The organism is Streptomyces sp. NPDC096176, from assembly GCF_044763255.1.
In the GTDB taxonomy this organism is placed as follows: Bacteria; Actinomycetota; Actinomycetes; order Streptomycetales; family Streptomycetaceae; genus Streptomyces.
In genome coordinates this window covers 51,125-73,535 of sequence record NZ_JBIWFV010000018.1, presented here as the reverse complement: position 1 = coordinate 73,535, position 22,411 = coordinate 51,125, and the positions used below count along the sequence as shown (strand labels likewise).

The window sequence follows — 22,411 nt, the reverse complement described above, 5'->3', positions numbered from 1 at the left end:
GGCGAGGAGCACCCAACTCGCTGATGACGGACGGTCAGTGGCCGCCCGTCAGCCGCCGCTCCAGCAGTGTCGTCAGCCGACCGCGGGCCGAGCCCTTCTCCTCCGCTCGCGCCTGATCCAGCCGCAGCAGAGCCGAGCGGCCCCGCAGGGTCAGCGTCATCAGCTGATTCCCGAACCACGGTCCGGCCGACCGGCGCCAGCGGACGGGCGCCCTGTCGGTGCGGCCGTGCCAGGCGAAGAGCCGCCCGAGCCGCCGCCCCGCACTGCTCCAGCCGAACCGGAATCCGAGCCTTATCGGGCGCGGGATGGAGTTGTGCACAGGGGAGCAGGTCAGCTGTAGCACGCGGGCGTCCGGCCGTGCGACGCTCCCGTCGCGCTCGGAGCCGTCCGGCCACTCCGGTTCCGCCACGTACGCGTGATGGACGTCCCCCGACAGCACGCACACCGTCGCCGGTGCGTCGGGCCCGCTGCCCACCTCCGTGAGCAGCCGCGTCAGCTCCTCGAACGAGGAGGGGAACGCGGACCAGTGCTCCAGATCCGCATGCCGGCGCAGCTGCTCCCCGAAGCGCGCCCATCGCGGCCCGCGCTCGCCGCGGCACAGTGCCGCGTTCCAGCTCTCCGCGTCGTGGATCAGCGGGGGCAGCAGCCATGGCAGCGAGGTGCCGATCAGCAGATGGTCGAACGACCCCGGGGTGTCCCGCGCCTGTTCGGTCAGCCACTTGGCCTCGCCCGGGTCGAGCATCGACCGGTCCTGCTCCTCCAGGACCCGGGCGGCGCGGGTGTCGACCATCAGCAGCCGGGTCCGGCCGAAGTCGCGCCGGTAGCTCCAGCGCACGGTCGTCGCGTCACGGTCGGCCTTCTCCGCGAACCGGCGCAGGAGTTCCGTGCCGTCCGGTGCGGCCAGCACGGCTTCGTACAGCGGGTCGGCGGCCAGCTCGGCGGGGGAGAGGTTGCCCAGGTGCTGGTAGACCCAGTACGACATCAGCGCGCTGATGATCCGCTCGTGCCACCACGGCGTCGCCCGCATCTCCGCCAGCCATGCCGTGCTGGTGTTCCAGTCGTCGATGACGTCGTGGTCGTCGAAGATCATGCAACTGGGAACGGTGGAGAGCAGCCAGCGGACGTCCGGGTCGCGCCAGGACTCGTCGTAGAGCCAGGTGTACTCCTCGTAGTCGGCGACTCCGGAGCCCGGCGGCACCTTCGTGTCCCGGCGGGCTTTGAGCCGGGCGCCGGTGGCGTCGGAGGTCTCGTCCGCGTAGACCTGGTCTCCCAGCAGGAGCAGCACGTCGGGACGCTCGGCGTCGGGGTCGGCGGCCAGCCGGACGGCGAGCGTGTCCAGGGCGTCGGGCCCCACCGGGTCGTGCCCGTGCGCCGGCCGTGCCGCCCAGCGGCAGGAGCCGAAGGTGATCTGCACGGTGTCTGCGGACGCGGGCGGGGTGCGGATGGTGCTCGGCGGGAGCGCGGAATCCTCGGGCGGCCACACGCGGCTGCCGTCGAGGAGCACCTCGTACGCCGTGGCGGAACCGGGTGTCAGGCCCGTCACCGGAATCACGGCGTAGTGGTGGCCGGCGATCTGGAACGTCGGGGCGGAGCCCGAGCCGCCCTGCTCGCAGCGGACCTCCGCCGTGCACGAGCGGTCGGCCTCGACCCAGACGGTGGCGTTCGTGCCCGTCTCCCAGTCGACATGCCTCAGCAGTGGTCCCAGGCGGAGGCCGGTCATGTGTGCCCCTTTCGTCGCCCCGTACGGTACGGAACGAGGGAGGGGGCGGGTCGGTTCCTGGCTTTTCGCGTGTCCTGCGGGCGTGTCCTGCGGGGCGGGGGTCCGGGGGCTCTGCCCCCGGACCGCCGCGCCTCAACGCCGGCGGGGCTTGAACGGGGTCAGCAGCCGTTCAGGACCGACTGGAGCGCGCTCTTCTCCGCCGAGTCCACCTTCAGGTTCCAGTAGTACTTCGTGTGCACCCACATCCGCGCGTAGTAGCAGTGGTACGAGCTGCTCGGCGGCATCCACTCGGCCGGGTCCTGGTCGCCCTTGGACTGGTTCACGTTGTCCGTGACGGCGATGAGCTGCGGGCGGGTCAGGTCGTTGGCGAACTGCTGGCGCTTGGACGTGGTCCAGCTGTTCGCGCCGGAGCGCCAGGCCTCCGCCAGCGGCACGATGTGGTCGATGTCGACGTCGGCCGCCGCGCTCCAGGTGGCGCCGTCGTACGGGGAGTACCAACTGCCGCTGACCGCCGCGCAGCTGGAGTCCTGCTGGACGTTCGAGCCGTCGCGCTTGAGGACGACCTCGCGGGTGTTGCAGGCCCCGGACTGGGTGATCCAGTGCGGGAAGAGGTCACGACTGTAGCCGGAGGAGGAGCCTTCCGCGCCCACGGTGAGCTGGCTGAGATAGCTGCGGGCGGTGGACGCGCTGACGGGTGTGGGGGGCGCTGCCTGCGCTGCGGGGGCCGTTGCCAGCAGACCGGTCGTGGCGAGGGCGGACGCGGCGCCGAGGACGGCTATTCGGCGGAGGCCGCGGCTTCGACGCGCGTAGACACCTGACATGTGGAACTCCTTGTGGGTGGGGGAGCCGGCCTCCTCCATCGCCCCTGCGGGCGCGGGGAGGTGCCCTTGCGGGCGTGGCCATGTTGATGGCGCGAAGTTGCCTGGGGGTGGGCGCCAGGTAACAGACTGGCGACATGAGCACGTCACATCAAGGGTTCTGGCGTACCGACACGAGCCGTGAGAGGTCGTAATGTTGCGGCGTGCTCCTGCCGGTCAACCTCACCCTCGGGGCCGTACTGGCCGTTCTGCTGGCCGCCGCGGCGACCGTGGTCGCGGTCGCCCACCTGGGGCGTTCCCGCCGGATCGTCGTCGCGGGCGTGCGGGCCGCGGTTCAACTCGCCGCGGTTTCCGCGGCGATCGGCTGGGTCGTCCGCTCCGTTCCGCTGCTGCTCGCCTTCATCGCGCTCATGTACGCGGTCGCCGCCCGCACGGCCGGGAGGCGGATCACCCCCAACGCCACCTGGTGGTGGGCCGGCCTGCCGATCGCCGCCGGGGTGGTGCCCGTCGTGGCCGCGCTGCTCCTCACCGGACTGGTGCCGGTGAAGGGCATCACGCTGATCCCCGTGACCGGCATTCTGATCGGCGGCGCCCTGACCGTGACGGCGGTCGGCGGCCGGCGGGCGCTGGACGAGCTGGAGCAGCGGCGCGGCGAGGTGGAGGCGGGTCTCGCCCTCGGTCTGCTGGACCGCGACGCTCGCATGGAGGTCGCCCGCGATCCCGCCTCCGACGCACTGCTCCCTGGCCTCGACCAGACCAGGACCGTGGGGCTGGTCACACTCCCCGGCGCCTTCGTCGGCATGCTGCTGGGCGGCGCCTCACCGGTCGAGGCGGGAGCGGTCCAGCTGTTCGTACTGGTCGCGCTGCTGGCCGTGCAGGCGATCGCGGTCGCTCTGGTCGTCGAGCTCGTGGCGCGCGGGCTGCTGAACAGGAACGGAGGGGCCCAAGGTCCCTGACGGAGCGGCGGCGCAGTCCCGTAGGCTGTGCGGAGCAGAAGGGGAGTAGCTCTTCGCCGGACCGTCGACATACTGCTGGGCCTCGTGCCCGGCCGGCGCCCGGAGGCCGCCTCGTCACAGAGGCTTGCCGGCGAGACCTTCGGCCGCAGTGCCCATGTATGCATTCATGGCGCTGCCGTGCCGAAGCGACCCCTGAAACGCTCAGGACACTCTCGGCAGGGCCGCGCCCGACCGATTGAGGACCCACCCGTGATCAGCTTGACCGTCATGGCGATCACGTTCGGCGTCGTCTTCCTCGCCGAACTGCCCGACAAGACCGCGCTCGCCGGTCTGATGCTGGGCACCCGCTACCGCGCGTCGTACGTCTTCGCCGGTGTCGCCGCCGCCTTCGCCGTCCACGTCGCCCTCGCCATCGCCGCCGGCAGCGTGCTGACCCTGCTGCCGCACCGGTTGGTGCAGGCCGTGGTGGGCGTCCTGTTCCTCGCGGGCGCGCTGATGCTGCTGCTGAAGAAGGACGACGGCGAGGAGGAGAGCATCAAGGCCCCGGCCGACCAGTCTTTCTGGAAGGTCTCCGGGGCGGGCTTCATGCTCATCCTGGTCGCCGAGTTCGGTGACCTCACCCAGATCATGACGGCCAACCTCGCGGCCCGTTACGACAATCCGCTCTCGGTCGGCGTCGGCGCGGTGCTGGCGCTGTGGGCGGTCGCGGGCATCGGCATCCTCGGCGGCCGGACGCTGATGAAGTACGTGCCGCTGAAGCTGATCACCAAGGTCGCGGCGTGCCTGATGCTCGCGCTCGCCGGCTTCAGCCTCTTCGAGGCGATCACCGGCTGAGCGGAAGGACCGCACCACTCGGCGGGCTCGTGGCGCCCGCCGAGTGGTCCTGGACCTCCCGCCGAGTGGTCCCGGAGCTAAGGGGTGCTGAGCGCGATCGTGCCGTCCCTGTGCGCGGTCACGGTGAGATGCGTCAGGTCCGGTACGTGGATGTCGGGCGTCATCACCGCGGCTCGGGGACCGACGCCGACGACGCGCATACCGGCCGCGCGGGCCGCCGTGATGCCCGCCTCGGAGTCCTCGAAGGCCACGCACTCCTCGGGGGCGAAACCCAGTTCGGCCGCGCCCTTGAGGAAGCCCTCGGGGTCGGGCTTGCTCGCCCCGACGCACTCGGCCGTCACCCGCACCTGCGGCATGGGCAGCACCGCCGCGTTCATACGGGCCGTGGCCAGGGGCAGGTCGGCCGAGGTCACGAGGGCGTGCGGCAGGCCGGCGACGGCGGCCATGAAGGCGGGAGCGCCGGTGACGGGGATCACGCCCTCGGTGTCGGCCGTCTCCTGGGCGAGCAGCACGCGGTTGTCGGCGTGGTTCTGCTCCATCGGGCGGTCCGGGAGCAGCGCGGCCATCGTCGCGTAGCCCTGCCGGCCGTGGACGACCTTGAGTGCCTCGTCGGCGTCCAGTCCGTGCTCGACGGCCCAGGTGCGCCAGACGCGCTCGACCACGGCGTCCGAGTTGACGATGGTGCCGTCCATGTCCAGGAGGAGCGCACGGGCGGTGAGTACGGGCGTGGGGGTGGCCGGCATGGGCGAGCTCCAGGGCGCGGGAGAAGACAACAAGCGGTTCCGCCCGCCGGTCAGGGAGTACGGGCGGAACCACTTTGTTTCTACACGATACAAAAACCTGCGTGGTGGCGCCAATCCGCCTCGTGGGCGGGCCGCGCCGAGTGCCCCCCATGCCGTCCCCGAGCGTCGCGGCCGCCGCGTCACGGCTCTTCCGTCTCGGCCTCCAGTTCGCGGCGCGTATGGGGGCCGTAGACGCCCAGCGGGTCGCCCTGGATGCCGCGGGCCCACTGGTACCTCGCCACGGACTGCTCGACCTCCTCGTCGAACTGGCCGTCCGCCTCGTCGTAGTAGATCCGGAGCTGCCCCAGCCGCTGCTGGAGCTCCGAGACCGCAGGGCCGCTGTCCCCGCGGCGCAGTGTGCCGCCGCCCGGCTTGCTCGGGGCCTCCGACACGGTGCCTGTCGCCCGTGCCGTCGAGGGCGGCGGCGCGGAGGGGCTGACCGGAGTGTCGCCGCTGCCGCCGGGGGCCGGTCGCGTCGCGGAACGCGAGGGCGACGGGGTGGTGGAGGCGGACGGTGACGGCGACGGCGACGCGGAGGCCGACGCCGACGGGGACGACGACGCGGTCTCGGACGGGGCGTCCGGCACCGCGCTGGCAGTGGCGTCCGGTGCGCTGCTCCGGGTGTCCGGGGGCAGGGCACGGTCCCGCTCGTCGTCGCCGGAGAACAACCCGCCGGCGAACGCGGCCGTACCCGCCACGGCGACGGCCGCCGCGCCCGCGATGAGCCCGGCGAACGCCCGCCGGCGGCGGGGGCGCGGCGCGGCCCCGGGATCGGCGACGTACAGCGTGACGTCCTCGGGCGCCTCCCCCGCGTCCCCCGCGTCCCCCGCGTCCCCCGCGTCCCCCGCGTCCCCCGCGTCCCCCGCGTCCCCCGCGGCCTCGGGCCCGGCGCCCGCCCGGTGCAACGTTTCTGTGGGTGTGGTCGCCCCCTGCGTGTCGGTGATCAAGGGCAACGGCGCGGTGTCGCCGCTCATGGCGGCCGGTGCCGACGCCGCTCCCACAGCGAATCCCAGGCCCCGCCCGTCAGGCCCCTGTCCGCCCGCCTCCGCAGACGCGCCTTCGGCGCCCTCCTCGCGCAGTGCGGCCCCCGCCCGCTCTGCCCGCGTCGCCCACGGCATCGGCCCGGTCGTAGCGGCCCCTCCGGCACCCGGGCCCTGCCCGGCCGCGGCCGCCGCGTCCGACGTCTCCTGACCCTGCCACCCCGTCGCCCCCTGGACGGGGCGGGGCAGCGGCGGGTCGGGCATCTCGGGCGCCGGGTCGGAGTCGTCGGCGGACCCCCGCAGGCCCTCCAGCGTCACGTACGGCCTGATCCGCAGCGGGTCGAAGTCCTCCGCCGCCGCGATGTCCGCCCGGCGTTCCGCGCGCAGCGCGGCCCCCGCCCGCTCTGCGCAGTCGCAGCCGGGGCCGGCGGTGCCGTCCCCGCTCCGCGGTCTGTCGCACTCCGGACATCTGTTTCCGGTCATTGCCGGCCCCTCCCCTTGGAATGCCGCCGATTATGCAGCGCTCCTCCGCGGTGCCCAACGCCCCGTCCCGCGGCCCGACCGCATCCTTGGGCGCTCGGCAGGCCATAACCGGACAGACCCACCACGATGGAATGGAACGTGCGCAGCCGGAACGAGGAGATCGGCATGGCCCAGGATGCGAGCACCGCGCAGTTGAGTCCCGCGCCCGGCGAGGGACAGGGCCGGCGAACCGTCCTTGTGGCCATCGGCGCGCTGCTGCTCGGCATGCTGCTCGCCGCTCTCGACCAGACCATCGTCGCAACCGCGTTGCCGACCATCGTCAGCGAACTGGGCGGCATGGACCACCTGTCATGGGTGGTCACCGCCTATCTGCTGGCCTCGACCGCCGCCACACCGCTGTGGGGCAAGCTCGGCGACCAGTACGGCCGCAAGAAGCTCTACCAGACGGCCATCGTCATCTTCCTCATCGGCTCCGCGCTGTGCGGCATGGCCCAGAACATGCCGCAGCTCATCGCCTTCCGCGCCGTCCAGGGCCTCGGCGGCGGCGGGCTGATGGTGCTGTCGATGGCGATCGTCGGCGACCTGGTCTCACCGCGTGAACGCGGCAAGTACCAGGGCCTGTTCGGGGCGGTCTTCGGCGCGACGAGCATCCTCGGCCCGCTGCTCGGCGGCTTCTTCACCGAACACCTCAGCTGGCGCTGGGTGTTCTACGTCAACCTGCCACTCGGGGTCGTCGCCCTCCTCGTCATCGCCGCCGTCCTGCACATCCCGGTCCGGCGGACCCCGCACACCATCGACTACCTCGGCACCCTCCTCATCGCCTCCGTCGCCACCTGCCTGGTCCTCGTCGCCTCCCTCGGCGGCACGACCTGGGCGTGGAGCTCGGCGCAGATCATCGGGCTCGCCGTCCTCGGAGCCGTACTCCTCGTCGCGTTCGTCGCCGTCGAACGCAGGGCAGCCGAACCGGTCCTGCCGTTGAAGCTCTTCCACAGCCGTACCTTCACGCTCGTCGCCGTCATCAGCTTTGTGATCGGCTTCGCGATGTTCGGAGCGATGACGTACCTGCCGACGTTCCTCCAGGTCGTCCACGGCATCTCGCCGACCTTGTCCGGTGTGCACATGCTGCCGATGGTGGTCGGTCTGCTGATCACGTCGACCGCGTCCGGGCAGATCGTCAGCCGCACCGGGCGCTGGAAGGTCTTCCCGATCACCGGAACCGCCGTCACCGCTCTCGGTCTCGTCCTGCTGCACCAGCTCAAGGAGTCCAGCTCCACCCTGCAGATGAGCGCCGTCTTCTTCGTGTTCGGCGCGGGACTCGGCCTGGTGATGCAGGTCCTGATCCTGGTCGTGCAGAACTCGGTCGGCTACGAGGATTTGGGCGTCGCCACGTCCGGTGCGACGTTCTTCCGCTCCATCGGCGCCTCGTTCGGGGTCGCCGTCTTCGGCACGATCTTCGCCGGCCGGCTGGAGAACAAGCTCGCCGGCGCCCTCGCCGGGCAGCAGGTCCCGCCAGGGGCCGGGCCGGCCGACATCGCCGCCGACCCGCGAACGATCGCCGAACTCCCCGTCGGCCTGCGGCCCTCGGTGCTCCACGCCTACTCGACGTCGATCACCGACGTCTTCCTGTACGCCGTGCCGATCGTCGCCGTCGCCTTCGTCATCGCCTGGTTCCTCAAGGAGGACAAGCTGCGCGCCTCGGTGACCGCGCCCGACCACAGCGAGACGCTCGCCTCCAACCCCGTCGAGCGTTCGTCCTACGACGAGGTGGCCCGGGCGCTGTCGGTGCTCGGTTCCCGCGAGGGGCGGCGACACATCTACGAGAAGATCACAGAGCGGGCCGGGTACGACCTGCTGCCCGCCTCCAGTTGGCTGCTGCTGCGGATGAAGCGCCACGGCGTGGTCGAACCGGCCCTGCTCGCCGAGACCACGCCCGTGCCGCTGCGTACCATCACGGAGGCGGCCCGCGAGGTGGAGGGGCGAGGCCTCGCCCGCCGCGAGGGGCTCAGCCTGATGCTCACCGACAGCGGGGCGGAGGCGGCCGTACGCCTGTCCCAGGCCCGGGAGGATTCGCTCGCGGAACTGCTCGGCGACTGGTGGGGCCCGGAACGGCCCACCGACCTCGTCCAGCTGGTGCACGAACTGAACGTGGAACTCTGCGGCTCCGACGACGAGCGGCCGCACAGTCCCGAACCGCGCGGCGACCACCAGCGCCCAAGGCGCCACGCCGTCTGACCGTCCCGGCCCGGGCCGTCGCTGCCCTCTGACCGTCCCGGACCGGACTGTCGCTACAGGTCCTTGCCGTACCAGACGTCCATGTACGGGCCCGTGCAGTACGCCGGAATCTCCGCGTACCCGTGCCGCACGTACAGCCTGCGGGCCTCGACGAGATCGAGTCGGGTGTTGAGCACCATTCGGCGGGCGCCGAGCGAACGGGCCTCGTGCTCCAGCGACTCCATCAGCAGACCGGCGCCCTTACGGCCGCGGCAGTGGTGGCGAAGGAACACACGGGTCAGCTCGGCGCGCTCCTGGTCCAGCATCAGCACCCCGCCGCAGGAGGCCGCTTCGCCGTCGCACCGGCCGACGAGGAACTGGCCGGTGGGCGATGTCAGACGCTCGACCCCGTCCCCGTCCAGACCTGCGTCGACCTCGGCGACGGTCGCCGGCCGTCCCCAGTAACGGCTCGCCACATCGTGGTAGTACGCGCGCCTGAGGGCGGTCGCGTCGGGGGAGTCGAAGGCCTCGGCGGTCAGGGTCCACACGGTCATGGGAGTTCCCTATCCCGCGTGCTGCTTGTTTGGCCAACGATTTACCGGTTACCCGCAGCGAGACACGCTCGCGAACAGTGAGCGCCCAACGGGTCAGCCCGGAAGGTGAGTCATGTCAACCCTGACCACAGTTCTGATCGTCGTCGCGGTGATCGTGGTCCTCCTGATCACCGCCGGCGCGCTGTACGCACGCCGCACGAGTGGACACGGCGGCGGGAGGCGAGCTCTGCGCCGACGGTTCGGCCCGGAGTACGAACGGGCCCTCGCGCGCCACGACGGAGACGCCAAGGCCGCCGACCGCGAACTGCACGAACGCGTGAAGCGCCACGGCGACCTGAAGCCGCAACCTCTCGCGCCCGGCGTGCGCGAGCACTACGACGCCGAATGGACCGCCGTGCAGGAACGCTTCGTCGATTCCCCGGCCAGGGCTGTCGCCGATGCGGACCAGCTGCTCGGCCGACTGGCCGCAGACCGGGGCTTCCCGGCAGCGGGCCGCTACGAGGAGCAGCTCGCCGCGCTCTCGGTGCACCACCCCCACCACGTCGAGGGCTACCGCGAGGTGCACCGCGCCGCGCGCACCGAGTCCGGAGTGAGCACGGAAGGACTGCGCGAGGCGATGGTCGACGCCCGAGCCCTCTTCGAGGACCTGGTGGCCGACCGTGCCGTCGACCACGGCCGCCATCGCCCCGGCCGCCCCGGCCGAGGGCACGCGCTGCACCCGAGGGGGAGTGGCGCCTGATGAAGCACGGCCGAGACGACGAGCACAACAGGTCATCCATAACTGCCGTCCCGCCCGGTGCCCCCGGCGACGCGGGAGACATGTACGCCCCCGCCGCGCCGGAGGGGCGGGACGGCAAGCAGTCCGAACGCAGCGCTGCCCACACGCCTCGACCGGGCCCGGTCGACGAACCGTTGAAGCCGGTAGGGGGCGCGGACGCGGGTGTTGACGCGGGGCGGGGCTCAGGGCCCGGGCGCATCGACGAGCCCCGCCGGCCGAAAGGGCCGTCGAGGACAACGGCGGGAACGGCGCCGGCCACGACTCCGGCAGCGGCCGGTGACGCGGTGACCGGCCCGCCCCCCGGGCGCGTCGGCCGCTCGGCCACCCCGGTCACCGCGCCGGGCGCCGGTGACGCCGAGCCGCGGGCGGCCCAACTGCTGCCCCAGCCCGAGCGCGAGCAGCTCGCGCAGCGGCTGCAGCACGCCATGACCGGCTTCGTCGACGCCCCGCGCCGTGCCGTCGAGGAGGCGGCCGATGTCCTCGAGGACACCGGCGACCGGCTCACCGCCGCACTCGCGGACTGCCGCCGCTCGCTGGGCGAGGGGTGGCGGCATGAGGACGACACGGAGGAACTGCGCCTCGCGCTGCGCGGGTACCGCGAGGTGACGGAGCGCCTCCTGCGGACCTGAGAGGTGGTCAGGCGCCCTGGCAGGATCAGGCCTTCGGGGCCGCCTGCTGGACGACCTCGAACGACCACAGTGTGGACCCGGTGGCGGCGGGCTTGGGACGCTCGCCGCCACCGCCTTCACCGCCGGTGCCCTGGTGCGCGGCCTTCATGGGCCCCTCCATCCACGCCTGGAACGACTCCTCGTCGCGCCACCGCGTGTAGACGAGGTACTGGTCGGTGCCCTCGACGGGCCGCAGCAGCTCGAACCATTCGAAGCCGTCGGAGTTCTCCACGGCGTGCGCGCGGGAGGCGAACCGCTTCTCCAGGATCTCGCGCTGCTCGGCGGGGACAGTCAGTACGTTGATCTTTACCACACTGGGCATATGGCACCTCTCCGGAATCACAGGCCGGGCCGTACGCCGAGCCTTGACGATCTCCGTGCAGTTTCCTACATCCGCCGGTCGAAGCGGGCGAGGACGAGTCCCGGGGGACCGGTCACCGATACCGCGATGAGTTTTCCCGGTGTGGAGAGTCTCATCAGCGTCATCGGCACCGCAGGAGGAACACATGGCTCAGCTGCTGAAAGTCCAGAACTTCAACGTCTCGAGTGACGGCATCGGTGCCGGTGAGGACCAGAGCCTCGAGAGACCGTTCGGCCACGTCGACCCCGAGCGGCTGTTCGCCTGGGCAGGCGCCACGGCGAGCTGGCCCAGGCGCACCGACCCCGGGGGGAGCCGGGGCCTGGACGACTACTTCACGCGGGACTACGCACGCAACATCGGCGCCGAGATCATGGGCCGCAACAAGTTCGGGCCCCAGCGCGGGCCCTGGCACGACCACGAGTGGCGCGGCTGGTGGGGCGACGAGCCTCCGTTCCACACCCCGGTGTTCGTCCTGACCCACCACAAGCGTCCTTCGTTCACGCTCTCCGACACCACGTTCCACTTCGTCGAAGGCGACCCGGCCACCGTCCTCGGGCAGGCGCGCGAGGCGGCGCGGGGCAAGGACGTCCGGCTCGGCGGCGGGGTCACCACCATCCGGCAGTTCCTCGACGCCGACCTCGTCGACACCATGCACGTGGCGGTCTCGCCGGTGAAGCTCGGGTCGGGACTGCGACTCTGGGAGTCCCCCGACGAGCTGCTCGACAGGTTCCACCTGGAGGTCGTGCCCAGCCCGAGCGGCGTGACGCACCACCTGTTCTGGCGCAGGTGACACGAGGCGGCGAAGCGCGGTACCGGGCCCGGGGCGTGCCCCGGTTCGCGAAGGCCCCCTACGGCCGCCAGGCCGTAGGGGAGGGCGGGGAGCAGCCTCGCAGGGTGACGCCCCCACGCGTCACTCAATCACCCGCGCCACAAGCATCCCGTCGTACCCCTTCACCCCCACCGTCTGCAGCGCCGTCGCGTCCAACCTCGGCTCGCGTGCCACCAGTTCGAACATCTCGCGTGTCCCGACGATCGACGGGTCCTTGCTCGACGCGTCCGTCACGGCCCCGCCCCGCACCACGTTGTCCACGATGATCAGGCTGCCGGGGCGGGTCAGGCGCAGGGCCCATTCCACGTAGCGGGGGTTGTTGCGCTTGTCCGCGTCGATGAAGACCAGGTCGAAGGGGCCCGCTCCCGGCTCCGCCGCGATGCGCGGCAGGGTGTCGAGGGCCGCTCCCGTGCGGACCTCCGCGACCTTGTCGAGGCCGGCCCGGGCGATGTTGGCGCGGGCCACGTCCGCGTGGGCCGGGTCGTACTCGAGCGAGATGAGCCGGCCGTCGGCGGGCAGCGCCCGTGCCAGCCAGATGGTGCTGTAGCCGCCGAGCGTCCCGATCTCGAGCGCCGTGCGCGCGCCCTGCATCCGCGCCAGAAGGTGCAGCAGTTTGCCCTGGTTCGGTGCCACGTTGATCGCGGGCAGCCCGGCCGCTTCGCTCGTCGCGAGGGCCGCGGCGAGGGCCTCGTCCTCGGGTACGAGGAGATCGCTGATATAGCTGTCCACGGCCTGCCATTGCTCCTGAGTCATACGGTTCAACCTACGTTCAGGAGACCGGCGGAGGCACTCGTGTCGGCGCCGACGGCGGCACCGACCCGCGCCGCCCCGCCCGGGCACCCCGTGCGCGCAGCAGCACCAGCGCCGTGAGCGCCACCGCCGCGCCGCCCACCGTCAGCAGCCACACCGGTACGCCGCCTACCGTCAGCAGGTCGTCGTCGTACACCGCCCGCCGAAAGGGTGTGTCCTGCGCGGTCGGCGTCAGTTCGTGGTCGCCGTCGATCCTGGCCGGCTCGGAAAAGTGCTGGTCGAGTGCGGTGAGGAAGCGTTCCTCCCCGCCGGTGAGGCGGCCCACCGCGCCATGCGGCTCCACCTTGCCCGCGAAGGTCACCTCCGGCTCCGAGCCGCCGATCGTGTCGCGCGGCTCCATGCGGTGCTGCGCGAGGACGAACAGGCCGAGCGCCTGCGGTGTCTTCGCACGCCGGGACAGCCGCATCGGGTAGACGAGCCGGTCGCTGGTGAAGCTCAGCCGCAGCGGATCGAGCGTGCCCGTCAGCACCGCGCCCTTCTCGCGCGGCGCCAGCCGTACGGCCACGTACTCCCAGCCCTGGTCGACGTACGGCCGAAGGTCCTCGCCGAGTCCCTCGGGCAGTTCGAAGCCGTTCTCGTCCAGCCAGTCGCCGAGCGCGTCGGGGTCGGTGGCCGTCAGCCGGGCCACGTCGAAGTCGCCGAGCCGCTCCCGGCCGACCACACCGACCCCCGAGCCGTCCGCTCCCGCGCCCGGTGCCGCCCCGGCCGCACCGTCGACGTCGTCGAAGGGCCAGTCGCCGCCCCGCGGCCAGAAGTAGTGACGCGTACGTTGCTCGGGCGCCGTGATCCGCACCAGTTCGTCGAAGAGCGCGTCGTCCGCCAGTTCGACCTCCGCCCGCGTCGGCACCGGCATGATCCACGCCGCGTCCGGCGCGTCCGAGGCGACCGTGAAGCGCATGACGATCTGCTCGGTGCGGCCGTCCCAGTCGATCACCGACGTCTCCCGGTCGACGGACAGTTCCGCGTTCCGGTCGACCACCATCGCGCCGCAGCCGCAGGCGTACGCCGGGCTGATCAGGGACGCGATCTGCAGCACGAGCAACGCCAGCACCACTGTGACCAGGCGCGCGCCCGGCCTGAATTCTTGTATGTTCCCCCGCATACCTCCTGTGACGGTGCCGTGAACATCCGCGGTTCCGTCGCGGACGTATCAGTTCCGCCGCCGGCTCCGTCGCTCGTTCCGTCGCGATCGGCGGACAATATCGGCCGGTGACGGGGTGACAGTCAGGCGAACAGGGGGTTGCGTAGGTCTTCTTCACGGGGCAGTGCGACGCTCTACGGGCGCGCTGTGGACACCAGATCTACAGACAACAGGACGAAAAAACGGTGGGGAGGCTCGGCGCGACGTGGCGAACGCGGAACACAGCCCGCGCGGGAGCGCGACGGCGGATTCGAGGATCGGTGCGGCGAGAGCCGCGCTGTGGCTCTTCGCGGTAGTGCTCGCGGTACGGCAGACGGCAGCGGTTCTGACCCAGCCGCCCGGTAAACGGCTCATCGACCTGGGGACGTGGATCGGCGACAACGGCGTCCTGCACGTCCCGGGCTCCCTCTACGAGTCCGGCCGGTTCACCGGCACGCCCTTCGCGGGGCTGGTCCTCAAACCGATCGCCAGATCCGCGGAGCAGAGCCTGGGCGTCGTCTGGACCTGCGGCACGCTGCTGCTCGTGGTGCTGCTCGGCCTGGTCGTGGCCCGTGCCCTGCCGATCCCCGTCTCGCGCCGCAGCACCCTGCTGGCCGCGCCCGTCGCCATCAGCCTGCTGATGCTGTCACTGCCCGTCCGCAACAGCTTCCACCTGGGCCAGACCAGCATCATCCCGGTTCTGCTCGTGCTGCTCGGCTGCCTCGCGGTGCGTGGGGAGAGGCCGGCGGGTCTCCTCATCGGTGTCGGAGCCGCCCTCCAGCCCACCGTGCTGCTCTTCGCGCCGCTGCTGTGGTTCACCGGCCGCCGCCAGGCCGCCGTGACCTCGATGGGCACCTTCGGCGCCCTCACAGCGCTCGCCTGGGCCGCGATGCCCGGCGACTCGTGGACGTTCTGGGTCCACCATGTCGCAGGCGCCGGGCTCGGCGACAACCCCGACAGCCTCGCCAACCAGTCGCTGCACGGTGCGCTCCTGCGCTTCGGGCTCGAAGGCCCCCTCGAGATCGCCGTCTACGTTCTCCTGGCCGCCGCCGTCGTCTTCTTCGGCCTGCGCCGCGCCGTCCGCTGTGCCCAGGACGGCCAACTGCTCCTCGCCGTGGCCGTGACCGGATGCGTGGCCGTCGCCGTCTCCCCGACCGCCTGGCAGCACCAGCTGCTGTGGGTGCTCCTCGCGGTCGTCGGCCGCGTCGGCAGGCGAGCGGCCGACCGGATGCTGTGGCCCGTGCTCGTCGTCCTCGCGATCACGCTGCCGGGCAACATGCTGCTGCCCGACATGACGGTCTTCCACCCGGTCCGGGACAACACGCTGCTCATCGCCGCGCTCGCCGCGGCCTGCGCGGTGCCGTACCTGCCGCTCAGCTCGCCCTACTTCCGCCGCCCCGTCCCGACCGACTACGCCGCGCCCGCCCCGGCCCGCTGGGCCCGGGTGCCGCTGCTGCCGTTCTGGCGGAGGGTGCTGACCCGCCCGAACCTGCTGCTCGAACTGCTCGTCATACGGGTCGGCTACTCCGTCTACTCGCACATCCGTGCCGCCGCGACCGGCAGCGTGGCCGCGGCGCAGGAGCACGGCCGGCAGATCCACGCCATCGAGGGCGTCCTCGGCATCGACATGGAACACTGGGCCAACCAGGCGGTGGTGAGGACGGAGTGGGTCGAGGCCCTCTTCAACTTCCACTACACGTCGTTCCACTTCCTGGTCCCGTTGTCCATCCTCGGCGTGCTGTACGTCCGCCGGCCCGCCGACTACCGCTGGGCGCGCTCGTCGCTCGCGTTCGCGACGCTCCTCGCGCTCCTCGGCTTCTGGCTGTACCCGCTGGCGCCGCCGCGGCTGATGCCCGGCATGGGCTTCGTCGACACCGTCCACGGCCCGCAGGACTTCGCCAACCCGGACTACGGGGCGATGACCGCCGTCACCAACCAGTACGCGGCCATGCCGTCACTGCACTTCGGCTGGTCGCTGTGGTGCGGACTCATCGTGCTGATGCTCGCACCCAAGCTGTGGATGAAACTGCTGGGACTGCTGCACCCGCTGCTCACCGTGTGCGCGATCGTGGTCACCGCCAACCACTGGGTGCTCGACGCGTTCGGCGGCGCGCTGGTCGTCGGCGCAGGCTTCGGCCTCACGTACCTGCTGGCGGGCCCGAGGCAGTTGCTGCTCCCGGCGAAGGCCGTACCGGCCGCCAGAAGGGAAGCGGACCCGCAGGGCGCGGCGGTCCCCGCCGGGCGCGCGTAACCCGGGGGGCACGGGTCTTCGTGCCCCCCGGGGTGGATCGCCGCGTTCAGTAATGGTCCGCCACCCGGGGGGCTTCCGCCACTGGAGTGACGGGCGGGGCGATCTCGCACATCGGTCCTGCCGCTCCCGCGCCGGGCGGCGCAGGACGAGCAACCCGCAGCACCAGGCACATGGCGCACGAGACTCACGAGCAGCTCGGCCACGGCGGGCCATGCCCTCGAAGACACCGCGCCGCCCTGACCAGGGGGGCGTCGCACGCGCCGCGGGTCAGTCGCGGCGGCCGGGCCGCGCTTCCGCGTCCCCGCCGGGCCGCGCTTCGCCTCCCTCGCCGTCCCCGCCCAGCAGGGACAGGAAGTCCCGGAACGCCTGCGGCATGTCCACCGACTCCGGCGCCAGCAGCCACTGGTACTGCAGGCCGTCCATCACCGCCGTCATCAGCGGGGCCGCCCGCTCCGGGGTGAGGCCTCCGGGCAGGTGGTCGCCGTACTCCGCGCGCAGGACGGCCGCCATGTTCTCCCGGACGGTCACGTAACGCCGGGTGAAGAAGTCCCGGGCCGGGTGGTCCTCCGTGACGCTCTCTCCGAGGAGGGCGGAGAAGGTCTGGATGATGCCCGGCCTCATCGCGTTGTACTCGACGAGTGAGGCCAGCAGGTCGATGCGCCACTGGCTGTCGGGCACCGCGTCCCACTGGTCGCGCTCCTCCAGCACGGCGACGAGCAGCGCCTCCTTGCTGGGGAAGTAGTGCAGCAGGCCCTGCTGGGTGAGCCCAACCCGCTCGGCGATCGCACCGAGGCTCGCGCTGCGGTAGCCGCGCTCGGCGATCACCTCCAGGGCGGCCCGCAGGATTTCGGCCCGCCGCCCCTCGCCTCTGACGCCCGCCGCCATCGCGCTCCTCCGGAGATCCGTTTCCACTGCTGGTAGGACCGTACGACATTCGTTATAACGTAAAGGTAACGTAACCTACCGATCATCAGGTAGGTGGAGAACGATGGCGGTCACCGCACCGAGTGCCATGCCGCGACATCTTTGCCGCGCACATCCGCGAGGAGACCCCGCCATGCCCGAAGCCCAGGCCGCCCCGGAACGCCGCCGCCCCCGGTCCGACAGTGCTGCCGACCTGGCACGCGAGGCGGTGGTCGACGCGGCGCTCGGCAAGCTCGACCTCGACACCAAGACCCGTCTGCTCGCCGGGCAGGACATGTGGTCCCTGCCGGCCGTCCCGCAGATCGGGCTCGGATCGCTTGTCATGTCCGACGGCCCGATCGGCGTCCGCGGTGTCCGGTGGACCGCGGACGACCCGTCGATCGCGCTGCCGTCGCCGACCGCGCTCGCCGCCGCCTGGGACCCGGCCCTCGCTCGCCGGGCCGGTGTGCTGCTCGCCCAGGAGGCGCGCCGCAAGGGCGTCCACGTGCTGCTCGCGCCGACCGTCAACCTGCACCGCTCGCCGCTCGGCGGACGGCACTTCGAGGCGTACAGCGAGGACCCGTACCTCACGGGGGCGATCGGCACCGGCTATGTGCAGGGCGTCCAGGCCGGAGGAGTGGGCACCACGGTCAAGCACTACGTCGCCAACGACGCGGAGACCGACCGCTTCACCGTCGACAACATCGTCTCCGCCCGCGCCCTGCGCGAGCTGTACCTCGCGCCGTTCGAGGCCATCGTCGAGAACGCCCACCCGTGGGGCATCATGACGGCCTACAACGCGGTCGACGGCGCGACCATGACCGAACACCGGTATCTCGTCCGCGAAGTACTGCGGGGCGAATGGGGCTTCGACGGCTGCAACGTCTCCGACTGGATGGCCGCCCGCTCCACCACGGGCGCCATCGAGGGCGGCCTCGACGTCGCCATGCCGGGCCCGCACACCGTCTACGGCGCGGCCCTCGCGGCCGCCGTCCGCGACGGCGAGGTCGACCAGTCGGCGGTGGACGAGGCCGTTCGCAATGTGCTGCGCCTCGCCGCCCGCGTCGGCCTGCTGGAGGACGCCGAGCCCGTGGTCGCCGAGGCCCCGCCCGAGGTCGACGGCCAGGCGCTCGCCCGCGAGATCGCCCGCCGCGCCTTCGTGCTCGTACGCAACGAGGCCGTACCGGGCGCGGACCGTGCCCGTCGTGCCCTGCCGCTGGACCCCGCCCGCGTCCGCACGGTCGCCCTCCTGGGTGCGGCGGCCCGGGACGCCCGCGTGCTCGGCGGCGGTTCCGCGACCGTCTTCCCCGCGCGTACGCTCTCGCCGCTCGACGGCCTGGTCGCCGCGCTGCCCGAGGGTGCGGTCGCCTACGCCGTCGGCGCCGACCCGAGTGTGGAACTCGCCCCGGCCGACAAGGGATTCACTCTCCGCGCCCTGTGCCGTGACGCCGGCGGGAACGTCATCGGCGAGGGGAGCCTGCCGAACGGGCAGGTCCAGTGGATCGGCGACGACCTGCCCGACGGCGTCACCCACGACGCGCTGCACAGCGTCGAGATCACCGGCACGTTCCTGCCGCGGGAGAGCGGCGAGCACGCCTTCGGCACCCGCGGGCTCGGCGCGTTCACCCTCACCGTGGACGGAAAGGTCCTCTACGACGGCGTCCAGGCGATGGGCGACGAGTCCGATCCGTTCGAGGCGTTCATCGGCGCCCCGCTCGAGCGCGGGACGGCGGCGCTCACCGAGGGCGAACCGGTGCACGTGTCGCTGCTCCACACGCTGCCCGAACAGTCCGCCGCGCCGCTGCCCGGCGTGATGCTCTCGCTGGTGCACCTCGGCCCGCGCCGTGACGCGGACGAGCTGATCGCCGAAGCGGTCGCCGCGGCGCGCGACGCGGACGCCGCCGTCGTGGTCGTCGCGACAACGGAGCGCGTCGAGTCCGAGGGATTCGACCGCCGGGACCTGCGCCTGCCCGGCCGTCAGGACGACCTGGTCCGCGCGGTCGCGGCCGTCAACCCGCGCACCGTGGTGGTCGTCAACTCCGGCTCTCCCGTCGAGCTTCCGTGGCGCGAGGAGGTGGCCGCGGTCCTGCTGAGCTGGTTCCCCGGCCAGGAGGGCGGCGCCGCGCTCGCGGACGTCCTCCTGGGGGCGGAGGAGCCCGGCGGGCGACTCCCCACCACCTGGGGCGACCTGGACCGGGCGCCCGTCACCGAGGTCGTGCCGACCGACGGCGCACTGCGCTACACGGAGGACGTCTTCATCGGCTACCGCGCCTGGGAGAGGGCGGGCCGGACCCCCTCGTACGCCTTCGGGCACGGCCTCGGCTACACGCAGTGGACGTACGAGACCATCGAGGTCCGGGGAACGTCGGTCACGCTCGGCGTCCGCAACTCCGGCGAACGCACGGGCCGGGAGGTCGCCCAGGTGTACCTGGCGCCGGTCACGGCCGACGCGGACCGCCCGGCCCGGTGGCTCGCGGGCTTCGCCGCCGTGGCGGCGGAGCCCGGCGAGAGCGTGCGCGTAACGGTCGAGCTGCCGCCCCGGGCCTTCGAGATCTGGGACGAAGCGGCCGGGACCTGGCGGCGGGTGACGGGCGCGTACGAGGTCCAGGCAGGCCGCTCGATCGCCGACCGCCGCCTGAGCGCGCCGCTCATCATCTGACCCGCGGACCGGTGGTCCGCCCGCGTTTCATGATTCGGCCGACATCATCGCCCTATGTCCGTAGGCTGAGCGCCCTACGCCAGGCAGGCAGCGGGGGGGGGGGCGCCATGGAGCAAGCCGGCAGTGGCCAGAAGACACCCGCGACGGACACGCGCCGCCAAGTGTCCTGGAAGACCCTTGTCGGCGTGGCGGCCTTCTCCTACCTCGTCTCCCGGGCGGTGATGGGCGGCTCGTGGTTGCTGCCCGCCGTGTTCCTGGTCGTGCTCGTCGTCGTTGCCCTCGTACGGAACGGACGGCGGCCGCAGATGGCCGGTATGGACGAACTCCGGCGCGAGGCCGTACACGTAGAGCCCCTGACCAACCGGCTGGCGAGGGCAATGGAGCTGGGACAGGCCGGCGACCTCGCCGCCGCCATGGAGCTGGTCGACTCCGTCGCCGCGCATCCGGCCACGGCAAGGCTGCCGCTGCTGGCGGCCAATGTGGCCATGCTCCGCAGCGACCTCGCGGTGGCACAGGGCGATCTGCCCACCGCCGAACAGGAGGCGCTCGCCGCGGTCCGCCACCATGAGCAGGGAGCGAACCGCTCCACGCGCTCCGAGGCATGGGAGAAGCTCGGCAAGATCCAGCTGGTGCTGGGCCGGAACGAGGAGGCGTACAGAACCCTCACACAGGCGGTGGAAGTCGGCGGGGGAGACATGTACAAGCTCAGCCGGGTCCGTGCGGAGCTCTTCCTCGCCAACATCGCCTTCGACGCCGACGACGTTCCCCGAGCGATCGAACACGCCACGACCGGACGGAAGTTGGCCGCCAAGTGGCGCTGCCGGCCGCAACTCGTCAGCGCTTGCGACATGCTCGCTGTTCTGGCGCTCGCCGAGGACCGCATCGACGACGCCGCCCGGTGGACCGCCGAAGCCGCACAGGTCCTCGGGCACGACGACTGCGCCCTGCCCCACCGCGTGCGCCACCTGATCGCCACCGCCCTCGTGGCGCGCGCGCAAGGTGACGACAAGGGCGCTCTCGACGCCTACCTGCTGATGATGCGCGGCGTCTCCGACCTGCGCGCAGGCTGGGGCTGGCGCGACGCCCAGACCTATTACGTCGACCTCTACAGCGAGCACGAGTTCGCCGCCTACACCACGGCCCACGCCCTCCACCTGCGCGGAGACGAACATGCCCTGGACGCCTACGCGTCGCTCCTGGACCTCGGCAGCCGGACCGCGCTGCGCCGCATGCTCCGCGGCGAGCTGGCCGTACGGACACCCGATGACATCGAGCAGGACGGGATGGCGGAGATCGTCGGCCTGCTGACGACGCTGGCGGGCGCCGAGGGCACGAGTGCACCGGAGGCCGCGCGGGCCGCCGAGGTCCAGGCGCCGCCCGTCCATCCCGGCGTCGGACGGCAGCAGGTGGCGCGGGCGTACGAGCGTCTGGAGACGTTGGTGTCGCTGCGGTTCCGGTGGGCGCTGAGCGCGGCAGACGACGGACCGGCCGGTGATCCGCGCGAGTACGCGAGGCGCTGGAGCAGCCATGTGCTGAACGTGCGGCTCGTCGGCGACGGCAGCAACACCTGTGTCGCCGGGTTGTGGACGGCCCCGGACGGCACACGGCATCCGTTCCTCCATCCCGTCGAGGGCGCCTCGGGTGTGCTGCTCGGCGAGATCACCGGAATCGATGACCTGCGCAGCGGCACGGCGCAGGAGACGCCCCCGCAGTCCGCGCCGGACGCCCCCGGTGAGACGGAGGGCGTCCGCGCGGAGGCGCCCGACTGGAGGACGTCACCGCGGTGCCGCCACCTCACCGTTCGTGACACCGCGCCCTGGGCGGCCCTGGCCCGGCTCCTGCTGCCGCCCGGCCTCGTGACACTGCTGCGCGACACCGACCCTGCAGGCGCGGTACCCAAACTGCTCGTCGTACCCGACCCGAGACTGTGGCGGGTGCCGTGGGCCGCGCTGAGCGTCGCACCGGTCGATCCGGAGGGGTACGTGCTGGACCGCGCGGTCCTGGCCATGCTGCCCAGCCTGTCCCTCATGGACGGCCGGCAGTCGGCGGACGGGTCGTTGCCCGGCGGCGGGGCCGAAGGAGGGGCGTTCACTTACCTCGCCGGCGTCAACGCCGAGGGCCTGGATCTCGAACGGGCCGCCCTCGATGCCGCGTACGGCACGGGGGTCGTCCACACCCGCACCCCCACGGAGCTGCTGACTGCGCTCGCCCCGGGCGGCGCCGGCTTCGCGCTCGGAGCCGCTTCCGTACACGGCGACGACAGCCCCGGACTCGCCCACGCGCTCCGCCTGGACCGGCGCACCAGGCTGTCGGCGGCACGCATGCTCACGCTCCGGTTCCCCCGTACCCTGCTCGTCAACGCCTGCCTGTCCGCCGAACTCGACGAGCGCCGCGGCACCGACCCGCTCGGCATTCCGACGGTCGCCCTGTGCCGGGGCGCCGAGACGGTCATCGGCGGGATGTTCCCCCTGCCGGACGGGAGAGCGAACAACCCCCGGTACAGCCACCCCACCGCCCGCATCCTGGCCGTCCTGTACCAGCTCCTCGCCGAAGGCATGCCGCCGTCGACAGCCCTGCGCACCGCCCAGCGCCGGTTCCGGGCGGAGGTCGGGCTGTCGGCGCCGCCGCGGCTGTGGGCAGGGCTCGTCAGCATCACCACCACGTTCGACGACTGTCAGCGCATGTGAACAAGGA

General features: G+C 72.2%; 18 protein-coding genes. 9 read left to right on the top strand and 9 right to left on the bottom strand.

Going from position 1 to position 22,411, the window contains the following annotated elements:
- Positions 1 to 34: 34 nt before the first annotated feature.
- Both ACIQ7Q_RS32630 and ACIQ7Q_RS32625 read right to left on the bottom strand, forming a co-directional pair.
- Positions 35 to 1,720 carry an alkaline phosphatase D family protein gene (locus ACIQ7Q_RS32630; protein WP_403870274.1) on the bottom strand — a complete coding sequence of 562 codons (1,686 nt, stop codon included), beginning with the start codon at positions 1,718 to 1,720 and terminating at the stop codon, positions 35 to 37.
- Between the two features lie 158 nt (positions 1,721 to 1,878).
- Positions 1,879 to 2,541, bottom strand: coding sequence for an HNH endonuclease family protein (locus tag ACIQ7Q_RS32625; RefSeq protein WP_403870271.1), 663 nt, complete (start codon positions 2,539 to 2,541; stop codon positions 1,879 to 1,881).
- Between the two features lie 200 nt (positions 2,542 to 2,741).
- Here ACIQ7Q_RS32625 and ACIQ7Q_RS32620 point away from each other — a divergent pair, with 200 nt between their 5' ends.
- Together ACIQ7Q_RS32620 and ACIQ7Q_RS32615 are read left to right on the top strand one after the other, a co-directional pair.
- Positions 2,742 to 3,494, top strand: a complete 753-nt coding sequence (locus tag ACIQ7Q_RS32620) for an ABC transporter permease (RefSeq protein WP_403870268.1) — start codon at positions 2,742 to 2,744, stop codon at positions 3,492 to 3,494.
- Positions 3,495 to 3,743: 249 nt separating this feature from the next.
- Positions 3,744 to 4,328, top strand: a complete 585-nt coding sequence (locus ACIQ7Q_RS32615) for a TMEM165/GDT1 family protein (RefSeq protein ID WP_403870265.1) — start codon at positions 3,744 to 3,746, stop codon at positions 4,326 to 4,328.
- A gap of 77 nt (positions 4,329 to 4,405) precedes the next feature.
- Here ACIQ7Q_RS32615 and ACIQ7Q_RS32610 read toward each other — a convergent pair whose 3' ends face one another.
- Together ACIQ7Q_RS32610 and ACIQ7Q_RS32605 are read right to left on the bottom strand one after the other, a co-directional pair.
- A complete protein-coding gene (locus ACIQ7Q_RS32610; RefSeq protein ID WP_403870262.1) occupies positions 4,406 to 5,071 on the bottom strand; it encodes an HAD-IA family hydrolase in 666 nt (221 codons plus the stop codon).
- A gap of 179 nt (positions 5,072 to 5,250) precedes the next feature.
- Complete coding sequence (locus ACIQ7Q_RS32605) at positions 5,251 to 6,573, bottom strand: peptidoglycan-binding protein (protein WP_403870260.1); 1,323 nt, start codon at positions 6,571 to 6,573, stop codon at positions 5,251 to 5,253.
- Positions 6,574 to 6,738: 165 nt separating this feature from the next.
- Between ACIQ7Q_RS32605 and ACIQ7Q_RS32600 the strand changes: the two genes are divergently transcribed.
- Positions 6,739 to 8,805, top strand: coding sequence for a DHA2 family efflux MFS transporter permease subunit (locus ACIQ7Q_RS32600; RefSeq protein ID WP_403870340.1), 2,067 nt, complete (start codon positions 6,739 to 6,741; stop codon positions 8,803 to 8,805).
- Positions 8,806 to 8,858: 53 nt separating this feature from the next.
- Here ACIQ7Q_RS32600 and ACIQ7Q_RS32595 read toward each other — a convergent pair whose 3' ends face one another.
- Positions 8,859 to 9,338 carry a GNAT family N-acetyltransferase gene (locus ACIQ7Q_RS32595; RefSeq protein ID WP_403870257.1) on the bottom strand — a complete coding sequence of 160 codons (480 nt, stop codon included), beginning with the start codon at positions 9,336 to 9,338 and terminating at the stop codon, positions 8,859 to 8,861.
- 112 nt (positions 9,339 to 9,450) lie between these two features.
- Between ACIQ7Q_RS32595 and ACIQ7Q_RS32590 the strand changes: the two genes are divergently transcribed.
- Positions 9,451 to 10,077 (top strand): hypothetical protein, encoded by a 627-nt coding sequence (locus ACIQ7Q_RS32590; RefSeq protein WP_403870254.1) that lies wholly within the window; start codon positions 9,451 to 9,453, stop codon positions 10,075 to 10,077.
- A 323-nt stretch (positions 10,078 to 10,400) separates the two neighbouring features.
- Positions 10,401 to 10,745, top strand: a complete 345-nt coding sequence (locus tag ACIQ7Q_RS32585; RefSeq protein ID WP_403870251.1) for a hypothetical protein — start codon at positions 10,401 to 10,403, stop codon at positions 10,743 to 10,745.
- 25 nt (positions 10,746 to 10,770) lie between these two features.
- Here ACIQ7Q_RS32585 and ACIQ7Q_RS32580 read toward each other — a convergent pair whose 3' ends face one another.
- Positions 10,771 to 11,106, bottom strand: coding sequence for an antibiotic biosynthesis monooxygenase family protein (locus tag ACIQ7Q_RS32580; protein WP_403870248.1), 336 nt, complete (start codon positions 11,104 to 11,106; stop codon positions 10,771 to 10,773).
- Positions 11,107 to 11,290: 184 nt separating this feature from the next.
- On the opposite strand from ACIQ7Q_RS32580, the gene ACIQ7Q_RS32575 reads away from it, so the two are divergent.
- Entirely contained in the window at positions 11,291 to 11,935 is a 645-nt protein-coding gene (locus ACIQ7Q_RS32575) for a dihydrofolate reductase family protein (protein ID WP_403870245.1), read from the top strand.
- 120 nt (positions 11,936 to 12,055) lie between these two features.
- On the opposite strand, the gene ACIQ7Q_RS32570 is transcribed toward ACIQ7Q_RS32575, so the two are convergent.
- Complete coding sequence (locus ACIQ7Q_RS32570) at positions 12,056 to 12,727, bottom strand: O-methyltransferase (RefSeq protein ID WP_403870242.1); 672 nt, start codon at positions 12,725 to 12,727, stop codon at positions 12,056 to 12,058.
- Between the two features lie 16 nt (positions 12,728 to 12,743).
- Entirely contained in the window at positions 12,744 to 13,886 is a 1,143-nt protein-coding gene (locus tag ACIQ7Q_RS32565) for a DUF2330 domain-containing protein (protein WP_403870239.1), read from the bottom strand.
- A 244-nt stretch (positions 13,887 to 14,130) separates the two neighbouring features.
- On the opposite strand from ACIQ7Q_RS32565, the gene ACIQ7Q_RS32560 reads away from it, so the two are divergent.
- Complete coding sequence (locus ACIQ7Q_RS32560) at positions 14,131 to 16,155, top strand: bifunctional glycosyltransferase 87/phosphatase PAP2 family protein (RefSeq protein WP_403870236.1); 2,025 nt, start codon at positions 14,131 to 14,133, stop codon at positions 16,153 to 16,155.
- 267 nt (positions 16,156 to 16,422) lie between these two features.
- Here the strand turns inward: ACIQ7Q_RS32560 and ACIQ7Q_RS32555 are convergent, their stop codons facing one another.
- Positions 16,423 to 17,040 (bottom strand): TetR/AcrR family transcriptional regulator, encoded by a 618-nt coding sequence (locus tag ACIQ7Q_RS32555; RefSeq protein WP_403870234.1) that lies wholly within the window; start codon positions 17,038 to 17,040, stop codon positions 16,423 to 16,425.
- Positions 17,041 to 17,212: 172 nt separating this feature from the next.
- Between ACIQ7Q_RS32555 and ACIQ7Q_RS32550 the strand changes: the two genes are divergently transcribed.
- Both ACIQ7Q_RS32550 and ACIQ7Q_RS32545 read left to right on the top strand, forming a co-directional pair.
- Positions 17,213 to 19,717: a glycoside hydrolase family 3 protein gene (locus tag ACIQ7Q_RS32550; RefSeq protein ID WP_403870231.1), complete on the top strand. Its 2,505-nt coding sequence runs from the start codon at positions 17,213 to 17,215 to the stop codon at positions 19,715 to 19,717.
- Between the two features lie 161 nt (positions 19,718 to 19,878).
- The gene (locus ACIQ7Q_RS32545; RefSeq protein WP_403870229.1) at positions 19,879 to 22,404 is read left to right on the top strand and encodes a CHAT domain-containing protein; all 2,526 of its coding nucleotides are present in this window, start codon (positions 19,879 to 19,881) and stop codon (positions 22,402 to 22,404) included.
- Positions 22,405 to 22,411 lie beyond the last annotated feature (7 nt).

Excerpts from the sequence above, each read along its gene's own strand:
- ACIQ7Q_RS32630 (WP_403870274.1), bottom strand. The coding sequence starts at position 1,720 with ATGACCGGCCTCCGCCTGGGACCACTGCTGAGGCATGTCGACTGGGAG.
- ACIQ7Q_RS32625 (WP_403870271.1), bottom strand. The coding sequence starts at position 2,541 with ATGTCAGGTGTCTACGCGCGTCGAAGCCGCGGCCTCCGCCGAATAGCC.
- ACIQ7Q_RS32610 (WP_403870262.1), bottom strand. The coding sequence starts at position 5,071 with ATGCCGGCCACCCCCACGCCCGTACTCACCGCCCGTGCGCTCCTCCTG.
- ACIQ7Q_RS32605 (WP_403870260.1), bottom strand. The coding sequence starts at position 6,573 with ATGACCGGAAACAGATGTCCGGAGTGCGACAGACCGCGGAGCGGGGAC.
- ACIQ7Q_RS32600 (WP_403870340.1), top strand. The coding sequence starts at position 6,739 with ATGGCCCAGGATGCGAGCACCGCGCAGTTGAGTCCCGCGCCCGGCGAG.
- ACIQ7Q_RS32595 (WP_403870257.1), bottom strand. The coding sequence starts at position 9,338 with ATGACCGTGTGGACCCTGACCGCCGAGGCCTTCGACTCCCCCGACGCG.
- ACIQ7Q_RS32590 (WP_403870254.1), top strand. The coding sequence starts at position 9,451 with ATGTCAACCCTGACCACAGTTCTGATCGTCGTCGCGGTGATCGTGGTC.
- ACIQ7Q_RS32580 (WP_403870248.1), bottom strand. The coding sequence starts at position 11,106 with ATGCCCAGTGTGGTAAAGATCAACGTACTGACTGTCCCCGCCGAGCAG.
- ACIQ7Q_RS32575 (WP_403870245.1), top strand. The coding sequence starts at position 11,291 with ATGGCTCAGCTGCTGAAAGTCCAGAACTTCAACGTCTCGAGTGACGGC.
- ACIQ7Q_RS32570 (WP_403870242.1), bottom strand. The coding sequence starts at position 12,727 with ATGACTCAGGAGCAATGGCAGGCCGTGGACAGCTATATCAGCGATCTC.
- ACIQ7Q_RS32565 (WP_403870239.1), bottom strand. The coding sequence starts at position 13,886 with ATGCGGGGGAACATACAAGAATTCAGGCCGGGCGCGCGCCTGGTCACA.
- ACIQ7Q_RS32555 (WP_403870234.1), bottom strand. The coding sequence starts at position 17,040 with ATGGCGGCGGGCGTCAGAGGCGAGGGGCGGCGGGCCGAAATCCTGCGG.
- ACIQ7Q_RS32550 (WP_403870231.1), top strand. The coding sequence starts at position 17,213 with ATGCCCGAAGCCCAGGCCGCCCCGGAACGCCGCCGCCCCCGGTCCGAC.